The sequence below is a fragment of the Rickettsia koreansis genome (genome assembly GCF_046532895.1).
Taxonomy (GTDB): domain Bacteria; phylum Pseudomonadota; class Alphaproteobacteria; order Rickettsiales; family Rickettsiaceae; genus Rickettsia; species Rickettsia rickettsii.
On record NZ_WHLZ01000001.1, the window covers coordinates 201,682 to 219,484 of the forward strand.

A 17,803-nucleotide genomic window follows, 5' to 3' on the forward strand; every position below is an offset into this window, starting at 1 on the left:
GTAATATATTTATGATTTTGTATTTATAATGGCATTTACGGCTTTTTGCATATATTCTCGAGCAGTATCAGTGGCAAGTCTAGTATAAACTGCCGTTGATCTTGGATCTCTATGATTTAGAAGCTGTCCTATTACATATTGATTTGCTCCAGTCATAGCCATCCAGCTTGGTATTGTTCTTCTTAAATCATGGATTCTTAAATTTTCTATTCCTGCCTTTTTACAAATCCTCTTCCATGCTTTCTTTGGTTCTTGCAGGTGACCACTACTGCTGGTCTCACTTGGAAATACCCATTCGCTTATAGATTGCTCTTTTCTTGCTTGTAATATTTCTACTGCCTGATTTAGTAAAGGTAAACGGTGAGGATCACCATTTTTTGTTTCTGGTAGATATAATTGTTTGTCAGTAAAACTCACTTGTTCCCATTTCATAGTAAGTATATTATCCTTACGAACTGATGTATATAAAGCTATTAAGAAAAAGTCCTTCATTACCTGGTTTTGCTCGCCTGCTATTGCTGTAAAAAATCGTGGAATTTCTTCTCTAGTTAAATACCTATCTCTGGATTGTTCCTTGTGCTTCTTTATTCCAATAACTGGATTTATTGTAAGCAATTCCCATTCTATTGCTTTGCTAAACACAGGTCTTAATATTTCAATAAATCTATTAGCTCCATATTTACCAGTTTTAGTTAAATTATTAAACAACTCTTGAATATCTGCTTTTTGAATGCTAGATATTTTTCTATTATATAAATGTTTTGCATATCTATCTACAGAAGCGGCATAATCTTTCCATCTTTTATTATTAATTTTACTATATTCATTGAGGTATTTATCATAAAGCTCCTTAAAGGTAAGTTCCTTGGATAATTTAGCTTTTTCTTCTACAGGATTATAGCCTTTGGCGATCTCACCCTTTAATTCAGATGCTTTTGCTCTAGCATCATGAATTGATAAATCAGGAAATACTCCTATTTTGATTCTATGATACTTTTTACTCAGTACTGTGCCCAAGTAAAATATTTTACTACCACCATATGATATAATTAGCAATAATCCTTTTTCTTTGCTATCTTTATATACATCTCGTTTTACCTGTGGAGCTTTAATTTCATGTAATGCTTCTTTAGTAAACAATAGTGATTTAACTGACATAAATCCTCCCACAGCTTATTCATATATAATTAAACTGTAATATGCTTTGCTTGTAATAGCAAATCTTATACTGAGTAAAATTGGACCTTCAAAAATCATAATCTGCTCTACCATATATAATTCAAACAACCAATAATTGTAATAATTTCTTAACAATTCAAAAGGTCCAAGTAGATTTACAAGATAAAAGTCAGCAATTAGTTTGAACTAACTATATGCTCATCATATCCACATGTTATTTTCAAATTTGTAATATTTTTTAAAGATTGACAAATCACTACAACTCTACTACAGTTAAGCTATAACTATTTGGTAGTAAGAAAAACCCTTAACATATAAAGAGTTATGAGCTATAAATTAGTATATAAGAAAAGAACAAAAAAATGTGGTAAAAGCGACTTTTAGGTTGACATCGTAAAGGTCAGTGGTTCGAGTCCACTATCACCCACCACACTAACTCCTAGCTTTTCACAGTTTAGTATTTTTAACAAAAAATTTATATGCTCCTTATTTCTCCTTTGAGATTAAGTTATCAGAGCTATAACTGCTTTCAAATCTCTTCTATAACTGAGATTCAGGAGGAATATTATGCATAATATATTCTCCTCTTTTTCCACCTCTAGTAAAATAGATATTAATAATGAAGATAATAATTCCACTATCTTCTACAATTTTGTTGGTAATTTTATCCCTCCTGAATGGAGTACTCTTTCCTCTCATAATGGTAGGATATTAAGTAAAACCTCAAGACAACTGCTATCTCTAATAGTCTTTCGCATGCAAATCTACTATAACAACAGCATTGACGAACTTCAAGAAACCTATCATTTCTTTGCACAACACTTGGGAGTTTGTCAAGAACGTGTAAGACAGTGCCTACTTGAGTTACAAAAAAGTGGCTTTATTCAAGTTTACAACGCAACAGTCGTGAAATATGGCATTAAATGCCGCAATACTCCTTGTATTAAGTTGGCTAGAAATTTCCAACCATTTTCTCAGAAAATTACCCATGAACATGAAAAAAATTTTCTACCAACTCCAAAAAACTTTGGGGTCAAACCCAAAGAAATTTTGCCTCAACCCCAAAAAAGTGTGGACCAGTACATATATATAGATAATAATAAAAATATATCTAATAAATCTAGATCTAGCGAATCTACAATTTTTCAAAATGAAAAAAATGCATCTCTCCACAATAACCAACAACAGTTACAACAACAAAAACTTGCAGCAGATTCACAATTCAAGGCAACAAGCTCAATCAATGATCAACAACAAGATGATAATACTAATTTCTCTAGTGCTAATATCACAACAGGTGCTACACGGATTAATACTGTACTACAAGCAGTTATTAATAAAATCTCTAAAAAATATGACTCTACACCATCAAATAGCAATAATGCAGCAATTAATGCCGTTAATCATAAAAGCTGGTTCAAAAGAAAAAAATTAACAGATTTCCATCCCTTAACCCAAGAAGAGGCTGATTTATTACAGGTAAAATCAAATCGAGAATTTAATCTTAATTTCATTAACAAGCTCTTATTGAAACTAGCAGAACAATACCCAGAACATCATTTTGGTCATAAAAAAGTGTTTTTAAATTATATGGCTAAAGCTTTAGCTAATGAGCTAAGAGAAACTACTCAAGCTAATTGTCAGCAGTTTCAGTTTAAATCTAGCAATGTGCATAAAATTCAGGAACAATATTTAGATAAAATAGAACGTAGTACTGATACTAGCAAACAAGCTCAGTTAAAACGTAAAATCGCCGGTATTTTTGATCCTGATACAGCTTATGAATTACTAAACTCTTGCTCCTTTATTGGGGTAGTAGGTAATAGCTATCAAATAAAATTGCTTAAAAATATTACGCTTTCAGAAAATGCACAAGATAAAATATTGCAGCAAGTACAAATGATTTATGGCAGTAGTATTGAGAAGTTGAAAATCATACAATTTGCTGAGCTTGAAGCGAAGCAGAATAATACTGAAGATGAACAACAAAATGATCTATTGCAGCTTAGCAAGCAATTAAATCCTAATTCAATATGGTATAAAGTGAGGAAATTTCTTATTGAATGTTATAACCAACATATTGATTTTGGGGTATTAAGTAAATTAGTAGTGGTCGAGGAAGATATAGTCAACAAAAGGGTAATTCTCAAATCAATATCAGCTTTTAATGATTATTATGTGAGGAATCGTCATATGCAAGATCTAGAAGAAGCTTTTAAAGCTCAGAACTTTACTTTTGAATTAATGAGATTTCAAAATAATCAAGGTTTTGATTCAAATAGAGGATAAAGAACAGGTATTTTTAGTACAGATTAATTATAGAAATTTAGTTTTTAGTGCTCTTTTAATAATTGGTAATAACTACCTCATCAGATATTTTATTGTGCTTAAGGATAGAATATTTAACCTTAATAGTACTAATATTAAAATTTTTGTATAAGTTTCTAATAAAGGGAGTGTCACTGTTAGAAATCATTATTTTAACATTTTTATCATTGAGCTCTGTTGCAAAATCTTTAAGTCTCATTTGCTCATTTTTATCAAAGGGTAATCTGGTATAAAATTTCTCACCTGATTTATGATAAGGCGGATCAAAATAAACAAAATCATCTTTTTGTGGTTCAATGAAAGAAAAATCCATAGCACAAATAGATGTGCCAGCAAGCAAGCTGCTACATTGTTTTAATCGAGAAGCAATATCAGATTTACTATAATTCCTACCAGAGAAAGTTTGAGCTGGTTTGCCATCAATATTAATCCGGTAAATGCCTTTAAATGAATATCTATTAAGATAGATAAATCTTGCAGTAATCTTTGCTGGGTCATTACTGTCATTATTACTTTTAACTTGATAATAATGTTCTTTAGAGTGTTTTTCTTTATAGGAGTCTAGTAATTTACTAACTTTATCTGGATTCTTCTTAACCGCGTTATAGCTAGTTACTAGCTCCAGATTAATATCAGATAAATAGCAATGTTTAAATTTATCTCTAACTTGAAAAAATAAAGCACCGCCTCCAAGGAATGGTTCATAGTAGTTATTTAATTTTGCAGGACTAAATTTAACTAATTGATCAACTATTTTTCTTTTACCACCAACCCATTGCAGAAATGGTTGTGCCTTATTTGAGTTATTTACTGACATGAAATTATGATTAAAATATTTATACTATAATTATAGTATAAAATAGGCTTAAATGCCAGCAAAATACTGTATTACAAGAGATTTTCAAGGAATTCTTGATTTTTCTCTAGCATCATTAATGCTAGTTTTGATTTGTATGTAATAGATAAAGAGTTGAGCTAACAAACAATACAATTTAGCTCTGTCTCTTTTTTACAGCTCTTTGTTAGATTATGCAAAATTTGTCAAAAAAGCTCTTAAACCCTCTTTACTTCAAAGAATTGTGGTGATATCTGTCCTTGTTAAGAGCGGCCGTGGTGCAACTCTAGTTCAGAGGTTAAGTTAAAACTGCAAAATTTTATCTCTTTAACCTCTGAGCTGTTTTCTTAACTTTAACAGCAAGGAAATGCTATGACAATTAATAACCAAAATCAACAAAAAGATAATCATAATCTTACTAAAACAAATTGGAATCTTCAATTATCTCCCATATCTGTCACATTAATACCATATCAGCAAGAAGAGAATATCATTAACTCGACGATCACAAATTATACTGATATAATTAAATATAAATTAGAATTACAAGAAGCAAATAATAAATTGAAAGAATCTGAGTTATTTAAAAGAGATGTGGTGCAAAATATGGTACATGGATTAAAGATTCCATGTAATGGGATTTTTTCATTAGTAACAGCTCTTTATGAAATAGAAGATAATCCTGAAAAAAAGGATTATTTAGCTAGTGTGGTAAGTTGTGCTGAAGAATTACTGGATTATTATAACAATATACTTAGTTATCTACAGAACAATTCTGGATTACCTCCTATAGTTTTAAATAAGTTTGATCCAAAACAGTTGGTAAATAAGATTATTGATAAAGCGATGCCAATAGCTCAACGTAAGGGATTAAATTTATCTTGTAATTTTCAGTATGATTTAACAAATGCTATAATTAGTGATACTTATCGAATAGGGGCAATATTAGAGCAGTTAATAGATAACGCTATTAAATTTACTAAAGAAGGTAAAGTTGTGGTAACAGTGAACATGTTTGCTATTAGTCCAGCCGTTTCAGAATCAGAACAACAACACAGAGAAATGGTATTCCAATTTATGGTGCATGATAGTGGTATTGGTCTGTCTAAAGAAATCAGGCAACATCTTCATGAAAAGATTGATAAATTTGATGTTGCTATGCAATATCATGGACTTGGATCAGGATTAAGTTTTGTAAAGCGTCTAATTGGTGAGTTAAATGGAGAGATTGAAGTAACAAGTGAAAAAGGTAAAAGTACTACTATTGTCTGTAATATACCAATTAAGTTACCTCTTCTTGATGATCTGATTTATGATACATAATGTTGATATTGATAAGGTTTTGATGATTATGTATTAATTAATAATGATGATTTTCTTGATTATTGTGCTTCACTTGCTACACTTAAATAAAATTATAGTAGGGATAGATATATGGCAAGAAGTCAAGAAAATCATCAAAAAACTATAGATCCTATTATAGGAAAGTTAAAACCTAAGGGTATATATCTTGAATTAGAAAAAGTAAAAATTACAGCTCTATCAAATTGCCGATATAGTAAAAGGCTATTAACGAAGATCATGCTTATTAATAAGATCTCTAAGAACATGGTTGATCTTAATAAAATTAAAAAAGCAATTTATTTTGCTAAAAAGTATCATGGCAGGCAAAAGAGAGAAACAGGAGAATTCTATTACTCACATCCTTTAGAAGTAGCATACATGGTTTCTGATTATTTATTTAGGACAGATGTTATAGTAACTAGCATATTACATGATTGTATTGAAGATACGTTACTTACTAAAGAAATGATTATACAAGAATTTGGCCATAAGATTGCTAATCAAGTTGAAGATTTAACACGAGTTAAAAATGATAAAAAAATTAGTTCAGCAGAAATAGTTAAAATATTATATCAGCAGAAGAAAAAAGAGTTGCTATTAATTAAATTATTTGATCGATTACATAATATACAAACAATCGGAGCTAAAATTCCTGAGAAAGGATGGAAAATAATTTTAGAGACTTTACAATTTTTCTTAACTATTGCTACTTATCTCAAGGTACCGAGAGTTGCAAGGCAATTATATACACATTGCTTTAATATAGCTGCAAATTACAAAAAATTAAATGTACTGAGAATGTTGCAAGATAAAACTTTTATTTCAGAATGAAAGTATTACGATTTCGGATATAGATAGGAGTTTCGCACTTGTTAAAATTAGATAGAAATATTTATAGTTATTTCCATCCACAGTAATAAATTTATGCAATTTTTATACCTTTAAGGTGCGTTAGTATTAATATATTGCAACTAATTTTACGCAAGTGCAAAACTCCTGATAGATTTTATAGTGTGGTTAAAAATTTTTTATCTTGCAACACTTTCACAGATGCTTAAGTAAATATGTTATATCAAAATATCACCAATAATTCATGCATTAATCAAGCTTTAGAGTTATACCATCAATACTGCTCTGATAAAACAACCTATCCTGACCAAATACATACCATTACAACTAGATTCTTCCTCATTCATAGCAGTACTATTACATGAAAATATACAACATCTTAATCTAGAAGATTATAATCATTTTAATAATATTATATATCTAGTTGATGTTATTAATAAATTATCTACTATTAACTATAAACCATATGCTGAGCAATATATTCATTTTCATGAGCTGTTACTAACTATTAATCCCAAACTACAGGAAACGGCAATATTAACTTCACTTGTTCCATTATTACATAAGGTTAGTATCTTTAACCTTGAGTATAATAATATCGATGCTCAGCATATATCAAAGATCATCACTAATTGTTATATCCCTTATCTTTTATCATATACAGCACACAATGACCTTGCTTATCTTTTACAAGATTTATGTTTTAAGATTCAATATCCTGAAGAACGTAATAGAATTCTTCATTATATACATTGGCTATATCCTGACATAGATAATATAATTCACAATATAGAACAGCAATTCAGAAATATATTTAGAAAACTAAATATAAAAGCAAGCCTAAGCTACAGAATTAAGTCCCCATATTCTATATGGATAAAAACACTTGTTAAAGATATCCATATTACAGCACTTAATGATATTTTGGCTTTTAGAGCAATTGTACCAAATAAAAAAGCATGTTACAATTTTTCTAAATTAATTCATCTACATTATAATACCATAACATCACAGTTTGTTGATTATATTAGATATCCTAAGAATAATGGATATCAATCAATACATTTAGTCATATCAGGTGGTAGTAATAAAGGTAATATTGAACTTCAAATACGCTCTACCACTATGCATAGGCAAACACAATACGGTAGTGCACATCACACTTATAAAGCAAATAAGTATTATGTATCTCGTACTAATAATAATGTCAGTGTAATATTACATTAAGTTATAGTAATAGGATACTCAATATTGATATAAGCATCGTAACTATTACCAGTAAAATAATCAATAACGTGAGTACTTATAATACTTTTGCTTCATTTACCCACACTCAACATAGTACTCATTTTGTTGTCAATAACACTACAACATGTACATTGTCTCGGACCACCACCCCAGAATATATAACGTATTATAATAATAATTTATCACTTTTGATAAAAGACACTAATACTATACCTTACAACTTTTCTCTAAATATAAATCTCAATTTGCATAATATTTTAGAATATAAATTAGTACCTTTAGCAGTAGTACAGATTCCGGTAAGTAATCTATTATTCGAACATAATAGTGTTTTTATTAACATCACTTACAAACCAATATTAGCTGAATGTGCTTTTTCGGCAACTATAACTTATACAAAGAGACATGAAGATTCCAATATCAGATCAATATTTAAGCCACCCTCACCAAAAACAGATATAATTAACACAACATACAATACATTATTGGCTACCATAAACGATAAAGTTGTTTTGGAACAATATGGTCAAAAGGAATTTTTATCAACTACTATAAACACAAACATTACTCAAATGCTTCCTATAATAACCTTATTAGTAGATCCATCAGAGCTGAATAAGAGAATAAATGATATATCAGATAGTAATAAGGACCAGTTATTAAATCTTGGACTTCAAACTTGGCTGTGTAGAATCAGTGCCATTATTAATCACACATGGTGCTAATCCTAATGCTACAAATTGTCATGGTGTAATATCATTACACTGTGTTGCTAAGAATGGTAACTTAGATTTAGCGAAATTATTAGCTAAAAATGGTGCTGATGTTAATGCTAAAACTAATAGTGGTGAAACACCATTACACTATGCTATTATGTTTGATAGCTTAGATTTAGTACCATTGCTAATTCACAGTGGTGCTGATGTCAATACTAAAAATAATAGTGGTGAAACAGTATTAAACAGTATTATGGAGTTTAACAATTGTAATATTTTAAAATCTTTCATATTAGGCGGTGCAGACATTAATTTAGAAACAATGTTACCAGATGATCAGACAGACAGTATAATCAATTTGTGCGGTGATTTACGTATCAGTTAAATGGAAAAAATGTGTGATTTATAGACATAGTTATAATGTAAGATCAAAGTATATGAAGTTACAACTAACTTTTATTCTTTAAACTCCAGTTTCGCAAGAGATCTAATAATAATAAAATCCTTTGATGCTGTTATACCAATAGATGGTTTAACAAGACTCAATAATTATGATGTTGGTATACAAGATAAACAACAATAAAATAACTGTTTTGTTAATAATGAATTTGTTTTTACGGTTCAACAAGATAACTTTTTTATAAAACCAACAGAGTTAACAGGAGATATTGTATCATATACTACTTAAAAAAGTGCCAAGAATAGAGCTATTGCTTATGTTCTCTAAATAATGAGGCAACTCTGTAATGAGGTTTTTAGATAATGGTAAAATAGAGATTGATAACAATGTTGCTGAACGAGCATAGTGGTAGGTATGAAAAACTGGCTTTTTTGTTGGATCATATGCTGGTGGAGAAATCACAGCTGTTATATATATAATCATATAATTAAAAGATATAGGATTACTTGGAAAATTTAGGTAAAAAGTATTGAAAATAATTAATAAGCATTAATGAAAAAGATAGAAGATTATCAAACAAATTTTGAGATATGTATTTATGCTAAGAAGTTATTAGATAAAGTAATATATTTAAATAGTGTAGTAAAAGTACCACCAGTGGGTGTATTGGAGGTAAAGAAAGCTATATACTATGCTAAGAAATATCATGGTAGTCAGATGCGTCAATCAGGAGAACCATTTTATTCACATCCGATAGAAGTAGCATATATGATATCTGATTACTTATTTAGAACAGATATACTAGTAACTAGTATATTGCATGATACTATAGAGGATACAGAACTTACCAAGGAGAAAATATTACAAGAATTTGGAGCGAATATAGCCAATCAAGTAATGGATTTGACGAGGATTAAGGAGAATGGTATAAAGATTAGTTCTGCTGAAATGGTAGAGATGTTATACAAAGAGAAGAAATATGATGTACTTCTGATAAAGTTATTTGATAGACTGCATAATATACAGACAATAGGTGCTAAATCTCCTGAAAAAGCTAAAAAAATTATAAATGAAACTTTGATAAGTTTTATTGTTTTGATGCCTTACCTTGGAATTTCATCATTAGAAAAACACTTTTATCGTTTATGTTTTAATATTACACATAAAAATAGATTAGTAGAAAATACATTATTAACTAGTAATCTTAAGTATAACTTTTGGAGTTATTTTAAACACAACACTGAAGCTATAAATATAATTTAGCATACTACTTGATTATTTATAGAATAGATTATTTTGGTAGTAATTGAAATACTTTATGCTTTAGGTTAATTCTATTAAATGTATATATTACATGAATTTCATTGTTATCAGGCCTCATAATAATAGCAGGATATGAATATTCTTCAGACAGAATGTTATTATATTCTATATCCCCTTCAGGATAGATAGAATTTCTAATAGTGATAGGGTGCCAATTTAACCCCTCATCATAGGATGTAGCTACACTTAATATATTTCGTGATTTATGATTATTGATTACTCGATTATATGTAAGTAGTAATGTATCATCACCTAAATTAATGGCATCAATGGCACTATCAGGGTTTAATAAGTTTACTGGTTCTAAATTACTCCAATATATTCCATTATTTATGGATATTGATCTGTGTATGTAAGTAGACATTAAGGAACCAGTTTTTCTAGGTCTTACTAACATTATGATTTTATTTGGTAAATTACTACTAACTAAAGTTGGCTGTATAAAACCTCTGTAACCTTTTTGAAAAATTTGAGGGTTGGATGGTAATATAGGATTACTTAAATTCCATGTATGTAAATCTGATGAATATTCTATATATGAAAAATCATCAATACAACTTTCTCGAGAACACGGAGATAAAATATTATTTTCATAAATTAGTGGCTTATTACGTGCTGGTCCTAGAATACCATGTAATAGTTCTGGTTTTTGCCATGTTAATCCCTGATCATAAGAACGAGATAATATTCCACTCCATGTTCTTGGATAAGGTCCAATTTTACTAAAAATGAGTAACTGATTATTAAAGAAAGTAATTACTGGATTTCCACAACTGATTATTCCATTATCTTGCTTTAGAGGGATATGATGATCACGGAAATATTGCGGTGAAACGATTCTTTCTGGAGTAGTCCATTGATAATGATTATTACTTGCAGGAAGTAGTTTTCAAATATTGATGATTGGCTCTGATCATATAAGAGAATATCTAGATAATTGGCAATTACATAGAAAAGGCAGCATCTTTGCTGAGCTTGCTAGTGGAAGAGCAAAATTTTTAGAGCAAAAAGCAAAGGCAGAGGGCAATATCAAAGATATAGTTTTATTAATTTCAGTTACTATTCCGACGCTGACGATTGATATTAATGAGATGATACGAAGAAGAGAAATATTGCAAGATACATTTAAATCAATTGGTCTTACTACTTATAATGTTGAGGCAACATTGCTATTAAAATTTGTCCGTTTAATATTTGGTTGGAGGAAAGAAGAACATCCTGAACTTAATCCTTGCTAAGACGAGATGAATATATTAGATCAAATTTTCTGATTCATTTTGGTTTGCAGATTATACCAAATCAGCTAGTGACCAAAACAGCTGCTATTACTAAAAGAGAAGCTTTAGAGAGAAATATTAATGCTGGGATGGGTAAGTTTTTTCCTAACTTAGCTAGTGAAGCACAAGATTTAGCAGGGGCAGTAGCGTGTTTACAAAGCGGTGATAGAGTAGTAAATATCCACTTAAATGTCATTATGTGGGATCAGAAGAATAAAGCAAAAGGATCAGCATCACAGTTTTGCTCACAGCTTCGTCGAAGTGGCTGGTATTTTGTCCCTTGTAAATATGATCATTTAGCAGTAGTGCTTGCTAGTTTACCGATGCAGTTAGTTGAAGCAGCACCAAATTCTTTAATGGGTAAATTTAATAGATTCAATAATATATTTCTAAAGAAGTAAATATTTTGCTAAATTAGGTTTAGAAATCAGAGTAGATCCGATAAGCTTTAGCCCTGAGCAGCATGTTGGCCCTACTAGAATGAGAAGTATTATCAATAAAATATCTGAGCAAAATAAAATATGCAGGCTAGCCCATCTTGAAATTATCAAAGGAGCAGATGGAGTATTAAATCGTATTATTCGTCATCAAGCTATTTTTACTAAATTGGATATAGAAAAAGCAGTAAAAGAGATTCCGGAAGAAGCAGAAAAGCAAAAACTAATAAGGGAGGTATTAAATTCTGATAGATTAATCAAACTATATAATGAAGATGGCACGGATACTAAATACTATACTACTCAAGACATACGGCATGAAGAATTAAGGATACTAAGAATAGCAGATAAGATCAATAGTCAGATTCATTTTAATAACATTATTAAGCTTAAGAGTGCTATCGATAATCTTGCTAGTGTTAATGAAGCACAAAGGGCAAGCCTGCAGCATATTTTAATTAATAGTCAAGGTATTAGAACCCTTCAAGGTAGAGCCGGCACTGGTAAGTCGCAAGTACTTGCTGAAGCTTATAAAATTGCCACTAACCATGGGCAAAATATTATAGGACTTGCTCCTACTCATAAAGCAGCATCAGAGCTTAAGATTATTATTAATTAACATGGTAGAGAGCGTATATGTAATATTGTAATAATGCCTTATATGAGGCGTTAAATCTTTAATAATTTTATCTCCATACTCCATGATATAAAATGATTGACTAACTCAAATAAAGTATTGGTATAAGCTTTATGAATTTGAAATTCGTATTGGGAATATATTAAATTTGCTTTTGACAATATATCTATAAATAATTTTTCTGCTACTTCCACATGGTTATTCATTATACTACAATGTATAGCAGTGATCATCCCTTGAAGTTGAAGAAAAATATTTATAAAATTAATAGTTTCGGGTTCTTTATTTACAATAGGAGTACTATAAGTTTTGAAAATGCTAATTTCTTTATTCGCTTTTAATGCAACATGATATTTGCTTAAGGCTTCTTTCAGCACTTTATGTTCTTGAATATTTTTATATTCATAATTATCAAATAAAGTTTTTAGTGTATTAAGTTTTAGGCTTGTTACTTGTGGAATACCCAATTTTTTTGTTGTTTTGCTATCTAAAGAGTTTAAAAGAGTTGTTGCTATTGCTGCACTGGCATCTATAGAACTTTTTACATTTTTTAATGGTTCTATTCATGCCCCCGCTACAATTCAAGACTTTTTTGATTTAGACTCTATTATTTTATTGTGTGACAATGCTATAGGATTAAATTTTGAGAGTGCTGAAGATTTAGGATTTTTTATCATAATAAATACTTATTAATACATAGGCATGTATTATAAAGTAAACTCACTATTTTGTAAAGAAAATACTAATTTTTTAATTAAAGTTAATAGCTTGAAGCATTCCTATTGGTATTTCACCCCTGCTATTTTAACTCTTAATAAACACCAATTCGTTATCGGATGAGTGTTTAGTACTAAATGCATAACCTAAATATGAGAAATTCTTAAGTAGTTCAGGTGAGTCAATTAGGTTGTTAGCAATAACCTTGACCATCGTCCCTCGAGCTTTTTTAGCATTTATACCGATTGTTGATAATTTACCGTTCCTATTTTCTTTAAAATGAACGTTAACTAATTGATATTTAAGTTTATTTGGGTTTATTACAGATGCATATTCTTGTGATGCTAGGTTGAGTAAATATTTATTTTCCTGTTTAGCAAGAATTTTATTAATATAATTAGTGACTTCATCTTGCCAAAAGTTTGTTAAATTTATTTCATTTAATTTTGTTGCCATTTCTAATCTATACGGCTTAATAGTATCTAGCGGTTTTAAGACTCCGTAAAGTCCTGATATAATAAGCAAATGTGATTGCAGGAAATTTAATTCATGATTAGTTAATTTTTCTATATGTATATTATTAAAAACATCTCCTGCATAAGCAAAAATAGCCGCTTTACTCTCTTGATTATCAAAATCCTTAAATCTTTCTTTATTTATATGTGCAAGTTTTGCACTTATATTCATTATTTTCGATAATTGATTCTCAGAATATCTTTGGAGTGTAGAAAGTAGTTGATTAGTTAACGTAAGGGACATTGGAGTCGTCAGCTCCGTCTTGGGAGCTAACTTCTCGAAATTTAGAGTTTTAGCAGAAGAAATAATAGCAAGCATTTCTATCTAGCTGGAGTACTCGGAAGAGATGAAGTAGTGCTAGCGATATTTCTGTTAGTACTATCGATTGTTTGCATAATTGCATAGCTTGGATCACCGTCAAGCTCTACTACTTCTTTGGGTTTTGTAGTTTTTTGACCGGTACAGCCAATTAAAGCTATAGAAGCAAATAAAATTATTAAATACCTTATCATAAATACCCTGTTTTAATTTTACACTTAAGATAGCTGCCTATTATTATAATGTCAAGTGAGAGGAAAATTTTATTACCCTACCCTATAACCTTTCAGTAATAGTCTAAAGATTCTCCATAATATTTTAAATCTAATTCTGCATAATTTAAATTAGGTTCATCTTCGCTTCTTTCTATTTCGGGTTCAGGTTTAAGCTTATCATAATTTTTTCTAGTTTTTAAAGAATATTCTAAAGTGTCTTCATATTCCCATCTAGGTGAGGGTGATTATCAGATTCTTTTTCTAAATATATCATTATTGATGATGTTTTTTCCTTTAAAGATTCATTACATAATTCTTCAACAATAGGATAATATTCTTTCTTTCAGATATTAAAGGCATGATTGTTGGTGTACTATCATTTAAGTAATTATATAATGCTTCAAAAAAAGAATCATATTTCCCATTACCTATAATCGTGATATATAGAGTCTATATTAAGTGCTTGAATAATCAGCTTCCCATCTATCGATAATATTTTTTTGAAGAGTTCTAAATCTTCAATATGAAGAGCCATGGAATATTATTATTTACTCCTTAAATAAATTTTTAGGCATTCTGTAATAAACCGTATTATAGAATTTTTCGCTGTCAGGAAATTTGCGTTTGCGGATAGAGAAATTACCGAAATTTCTGATTTCGATACGCTTTTGTTTTTTAAGAGATTCGTTTAAATAATCTAAAATTAAATCTACTGAATCTTTAACATCTTCTTTAGAAAGATAGTTCAGCTTATCATGTATTTTATCTATTAAATAATTCTTAGTAATCATTATTAAAAAATCGCTTTGATTCCGTTAAAACTATTTTTAAAAAAACTAGGTGCTATACTATCAAAATCTTCAAGTATTATGTCCATTAATTTTGGTTTTGGTTTTAATTGATAATCTTTAACTAGTAGATTAACATTAATTTTCTGAACTTCCTGTAACCATTTTAATGCAGTATCTTCCGAGCCTATAGCATCTACAAGCTTTAACTTTAAAGCCTGACGACCTGAATATACTCGTCCGTCTGCGAGCTTTTTTACTTCTTCTATAGGAAGATTACGCCTCTTTGAAACAAGTTCAAGGAAGAAATTATAAGTATCTTCTATATTTTCCATAATGGCTACCCGTACTGCTTCCGTCAGTTTTTCGGTAGGATTTGGGACAGCTTTTAATTCACCCGATTTGAAATTATTAAACTTAATCCCCAATTTTTGAGCAAGCTCCGTTACCTCGGCTGTTTGTAGTATTACACCGATTGAACCCGTAATAGTTCCGTTATGGCTGATAATATAATCACCTCCAAGAGAGATTAAATAACCGCCGCTTGCAGCCATTGTTCCCATAACGATCACTACCGGCTTTTTTGCGGATATTTTACGCAGAATATTATAAATTTTTTCAGCGCCGACTACCGTACCGCCGGGAGAATTTACGTTAACTATTAACGCTTTAATATGAGAATCATCGATTATTTTTTTGAGCTTTTTGTCACGCTTTTCGTCTTCAAGAATTATTCCGTCTATTAATACGGAAGCTATATAGTCTTCATTACTATTAATAGGTAACACCTCTTTTAGAGCAAAATCTTTACCGACTAGTAAGAATACGATCGCAATTAAAATAATAGCTACTAGCTTCCAAATTAACAAATGAGATTTTATTTGTCTTCTTTCAATTAAATAATCAGGTGTTATACTCATGATCTTATATACTTTTTTAGAATACTATAGTCAATGCAGACCTATACTGTGACAGGCGTGAGGAGCGCAGCCTATAATATAATAGGCAAGCCGACGCACAACGAATCACAATATAGGTATCAATTGACTATAGACCGTTCTTAGGACGTTCAGGACTCTTCATCATCTCAAAAAACTCACCGTTAGTTTTAGTATTTTCAAGTTTTTTGAGTAAAAATTCTATTGCTTCACTGCTACCCATCGGATCGATAATACGACGAAGAACCCACATTTTATTTAATATTATTTTATCTACTAATAAATCTTCTTTTCTAGTTCCTGATCTAGTTATATCAATAGCCGGATAAATACGCTTATCGGCAATCTTACGATCTAGAACTATCTCGGAATTACCTGTACCTTTAAACTCCTCAAAAATTACCTCATCCATACGAGAACCGGTTTCAATTAAAGCCGTACCGATTATAGTAAGCGAACCGCCGTTTTCAATATTTCTTGCTGCTCCGAAAAATCTTTTAGGTCTCTGAAGAGCATTAGCATCAACACCGCCCGTTAATACTTTACCTGATGACGGCACTACGGTATTATAAGCACGAGCTAAACGTGTTATCGCATCTACTAAAATTACCACGTCTTTTTTATGTTCTACTAAACGCTTTGCTTTTTTGATAACCATTTCTGCAAGCTGCACGTGCCTACTTGCCGGTTCATCGAAAGTAGAGCTAACAACCTCCCCACGCACGGAACGTTGCATATCGGTTACTTCTTCAGGTCTTTCGTCTATTAACAGTACTATTAAAAATACTTCCGGATTATTGGTTGTAATTGCATGTGCTATATTTTGTAATAATACGGTTTTACCTGTACGAGGCGGTGCTACTATTAATGCACGTTGTCCTTTGCCCATAGGGGCAACAAGTTCAATAACCCTTGTACTAAAATCCTTACTATCTTTACTATTATTTTCAAGTTCTAATCCTAATTTTTCATCAGGATATAAGGGGGTTAAATTATCAAAATGAACACGATGATAAGCTTTAGCAGGGTCTTCAAAATTTACTCTATTGACTTTCAGTAAAGCAAAATAACGTTCTCCGGCTTTTGGAGCTCTGATCTGACCTTCTACAGTATCACCGGTACGCAGACCAAAGCGACGAATCTGACTAGGAGAAATATAAATATCATCAGGGCCTGCTAAGTAGTTTACTTCCGGCGAACGTAAAAAACCAAATCCGTCAGGTAGTACTTCAAGTACCCCCTCTCCCACTATTAAAACTCCCTGCTCTACGGATTTTTTCAAAATTGCAAAAACTAATTCTTGTTTAAGTAATGAATTAATATTTTCAATTTTTAATTCTTCTGCTTGAGCTTGTAGTTCCTCCGGTAATTTACGTTTTAATTGTTTTAAATTAATAATATTACCGTTCTCTGCAAAATTATTATAATTGTTATTGGATTCGGTATTGTTAAGTTCTGCTGTGGATTCTTTATTAGTTGTGTTCATTATTTTATTATTAATAGATTATAATTGAAAAGTTGAGTTAGCAATCAAGTTTAAAGGTAAGTAATATACTTATTTAAGTTAGGAATCAAATTAGATTTTTAGAAAGTTTTATTTATTCTTGCGGTTTAAAGAATTATTTATCTTGTTAGTTTATAAGAGCTGGCTATGTATGTAAAAGCATACTAACAACGTTAATAGCATATTGTCAACCCAAATCGTCATTGCGAGCAGGTAATCGGTAAATGGTCATTG

The 17,803-nt window shown here is 30.3% G+C and carries 16 protein-coding genes and 5 pseudogenes; 11 read left to right on the plus strand and 10 right to left on the minus strand.

Annotated features, from left to right (window positions below):
- Positions 1 to 9 precede the first annotated feature (9 nt).
- Entirely contained in the window at positions 10 to 1,158 is a 1,149-nt protein-coding gene (locus tag GCO76_RS01170) for a tyrosine-type recombinase/integrase (RefSeq protein ID WP_410955898.1), read from the minus strand.
- Between the two features lie 588 nt (positions 1,159 to 1,746).
- Between GCO76_RS01170 and GCO76_RS01175 the strand changes: the two genes are divergently transcribed.
- Positions 1,747 to 3,468 (plus strand): hypothetical protein, encoded by a 1,722-nt coding sequence (locus GCO76_RS01175; protein WP_410955899.1) that lies wholly within the window; start codon positions 1,747 to 1,749, stop codon positions 3,466 to 3,468.
- Between the two features lie 55 nt (positions 3,469 to 3,523).
- Here GCO76_RS01175 and GCO76_RS01180 read toward each other — a convergent pair whose 3' ends face one another.
- Positions 3,524 to 4,324, minus strand: a complete 801-nt coding sequence (locus GCO76_RS01180; protein ID WP_410955900.1) for a DNA adenine methylase — start codon at positions 4,322 to 4,324, stop codon at positions 3,524 to 3,526.
- Between the two features lie 390 nt (positions 4,325 to 4,714).
- Here GCO76_RS01180 and GCO76_RS01185 point away from each other — a divergent pair, with 390 nt between their 5' ends.
- The 7 genes and pseudogenes from GCO76_RS01185 to GCO76_RS01215 all read left to right on the plus strand — a co-directional run bounded on the left by GCO76_RS01185 (position 4,715) and on the right by GCO76_RS01215 (position 10,162).
- Positions 4,715 to 5,665: a sensor histidine kinase gene (locus GCO76_RS01185; protein ID WP_410955901.1), complete on the plus strand. Its 951-nt coding sequence runs from the start codon at positions 4,715 to 4,717 to the stop codon at positions 5,663 to 5,665.
- Between the two features lie 111 nt (positions 5,666 to 5,776).
- Positions 5,777 to 6,517, plus strand: coding sequence for an HD domain-containing protein (locus GCO76_RS01190; protein WP_410955902.1), 741 nt, complete (start codon positions 5,777 to 5,779; stop codon positions 6,515 to 6,517).
- A 921-nt stretch (positions 6,518 to 7,438) separates the two neighbouring features.
- Complete coding sequence (locus GCO76_RS01195) at positions 7,439 to 7,762, plus strand: nucleotidyltransferase family protein (protein WP_410956446.1); 324 nt, start codon at positions 7,439 to 7,441, stop codon at positions 7,760 to 7,762.
- 68 nt (positions 7,763 to 7,830) lie between these two features.
- Positions 7,831 to 8,508, plus strand: a complete 678-nt coding sequence (locus GCO76_RS01200; protein ID WP_410955903.1) for a hypothetical protein — start codon at positions 7,831 to 7,833, stop codon at positions 8,506 to 8,508.
- Entirely contained in the window at positions 8,480 to 8,884 is a 405-nt protein-coding gene (locus GCO76_RS01205) for an ankyrin repeat domain-containing protein (protein ID WP_410955904.1), read from the plus strand. Before GCO76_RS01200 ends, GCO76_RS01205 begins: the two co-directional genes overlap by 29 nt.
- 358 nt (positions 8,885 to 9,242) lie before the next feature.
- Positions 9,243 to 9,305, plus strand: a pseudogene (locus GCO76_RS01210) (hypothetical protein); the annotation flags it as partial.
- A gap of 146 nt (positions 9,306 to 9,451) precedes the next feature.
- Complete coding sequence (locus GCO76_RS01215) at positions 9,452 to 10,162, plus strand: HD domain-containing protein (RefSeq protein WP_410955905.1); 711 nt, start codon at positions 9,452 to 9,454, stop codon at positions 10,160 to 10,162.
- A 28-nt stretch (positions 10,163 to 10,190) separates the two neighbouring features.
- Here GCO76_RS01215 and GCO76_RS01220 read toward each other — a convergent pair.
- Positions 10,191 to 11,078, minus strand: a pseudogene (locus tag GCO76_RS01220) (exo-alpha-sialidase); the annotation flags it as partial.
- A 13-nt stretch (positions 11,079 to 11,091) separates the two neighbouring features.
- Here GCO76_RS01220 and GCO76_RS01225 point away from each other — a divergent pair.
- Both GCO76_RS01225 and GCO76_RS01230 read left to right on the plus strand, forming a co-directional pair.
- Positions 11,092 to 11,897 (plus strand): annotated as a pseudogene (locus tag GCO76_RS01225) (TraC family protein); the annotation flags it as partial.
- Positions 11,896 to 12,540 (plus strand): annotated as a pseudogene (locus GCO76_RS01230) (AAA family ATPase); the annotation flags it as partial. The pseudogenes GCO76_RS01225 and GCO76_RS01230, both read left to right, overlap by 2 nt.
- A 65-nt stretch (positions 12,541 to 12,605) precedes the next feature.
- Here GCO76_RS01230 and GCO76_RS01235 read toward each other — a convergent pair.
- Positions 12,606 to 13,040, minus strand: coding sequence for a hypothetical protein (locus GCO76_RS01235; protein WP_410955906.1), 435 nt, complete (start codon positions 13,038 to 13,040; stop codon positions 12,606 to 12,608).
- A 13-nt stretch (positions 13,041 to 13,053) separates the two neighbouring features.
- Between GCO76_RS01235 and GCO76_RS01240 the strand changes: the two genes are divergently transcribed.
- Complete coding sequence (locus tag GCO76_RS01240) at positions 13,054 to 13,266, plus strand: hypothetical protein (RefSeq protein WP_410955907.1); 213 nt, start codon at positions 13,054 to 13,056, stop codon at positions 13,264 to 13,266.
- 111 nt (positions 13,267 to 13,377) lie between these two features.
- On the opposite strand, the gene GCO76_RS01245 is transcribed toward GCO76_RS01240, so the two are convergent.
- From GCO76_RS01245 to rho, 6 genes and pseudogenes are all read right to left on the minus strand, one after another.
- A complete protein-coding gene (locus GCO76_RS01245; RefSeq protein WP_410955908.1) occupies positions 13,378 to 14,124 on the minus strand; it encodes a YaaA family protein in 747 nt (248 codons plus the stop codon).
- A 2-nt stretch (positions 14,125 to 14,126) separates the two neighbouring features.
- Positions 14,127 to 14,318 carry a hypothetical protein gene (locus GCO76_RS01250; RefSeq protein WP_014014380.1) on the minus strand — a complete coding sequence of 64 codons (192 nt, stop codon included), beginning with the start codon at positions 14,316 to 14,318 and terminating at the stop codon, positions 14,127 to 14,129.
- Between the two features lie 363 nt (positions 14,319 to 14,681).
- Positions 14,682 to 14,874: pseudogene (locus GCO76_RS01255) on the minus strand (hypothetical protein); the annotation flags it as partial.
- A gap of 13 nt (positions 14,875 to 14,887) precedes the next feature.
- On the minus strand, positions 14,888 to 15,130 hold the full coding sequence (locus GCO76_RS01260) for an HU family DNA-binding protein (protein WP_014014378.1): 243 nt from the start codon (positions 15,128 to 15,130) through the stop codon (positions 14,888 to 14,890).
- A gap of 2 nt (positions 15,131 to 15,132) precedes the next feature.
- The gene (gene sppA / locus GCO76_RS01265) at positions 15,133 to 16,047 is read right to left on the minus strand and encodes a signal peptide peptidase SppA (protein WP_410955909.1); all 915 of its coding nucleotides are present in this window, start codon (positions 16,045 to 16,047) and stop codon (positions 15,133 to 15,135) included.
- A gap of 127 nt (positions 16,048 to 16,174) precedes the next feature.
- Positions 16,175 to 17,551 carry a transcription termination factor Rho gene (gene rho / locus GCO76_RS01270; RefSeq protein WP_014014376.1) on the minus strand — a complete coding sequence of 459 codons (1,377 nt, stop codon included), beginning with the start codon at positions 17,549 to 17,551 and terminating at the stop codon, positions 16,175 to 16,177.
- Between the last annotated feature and the right edge of the window lie 252 nt (positions 17,552 to 17,803).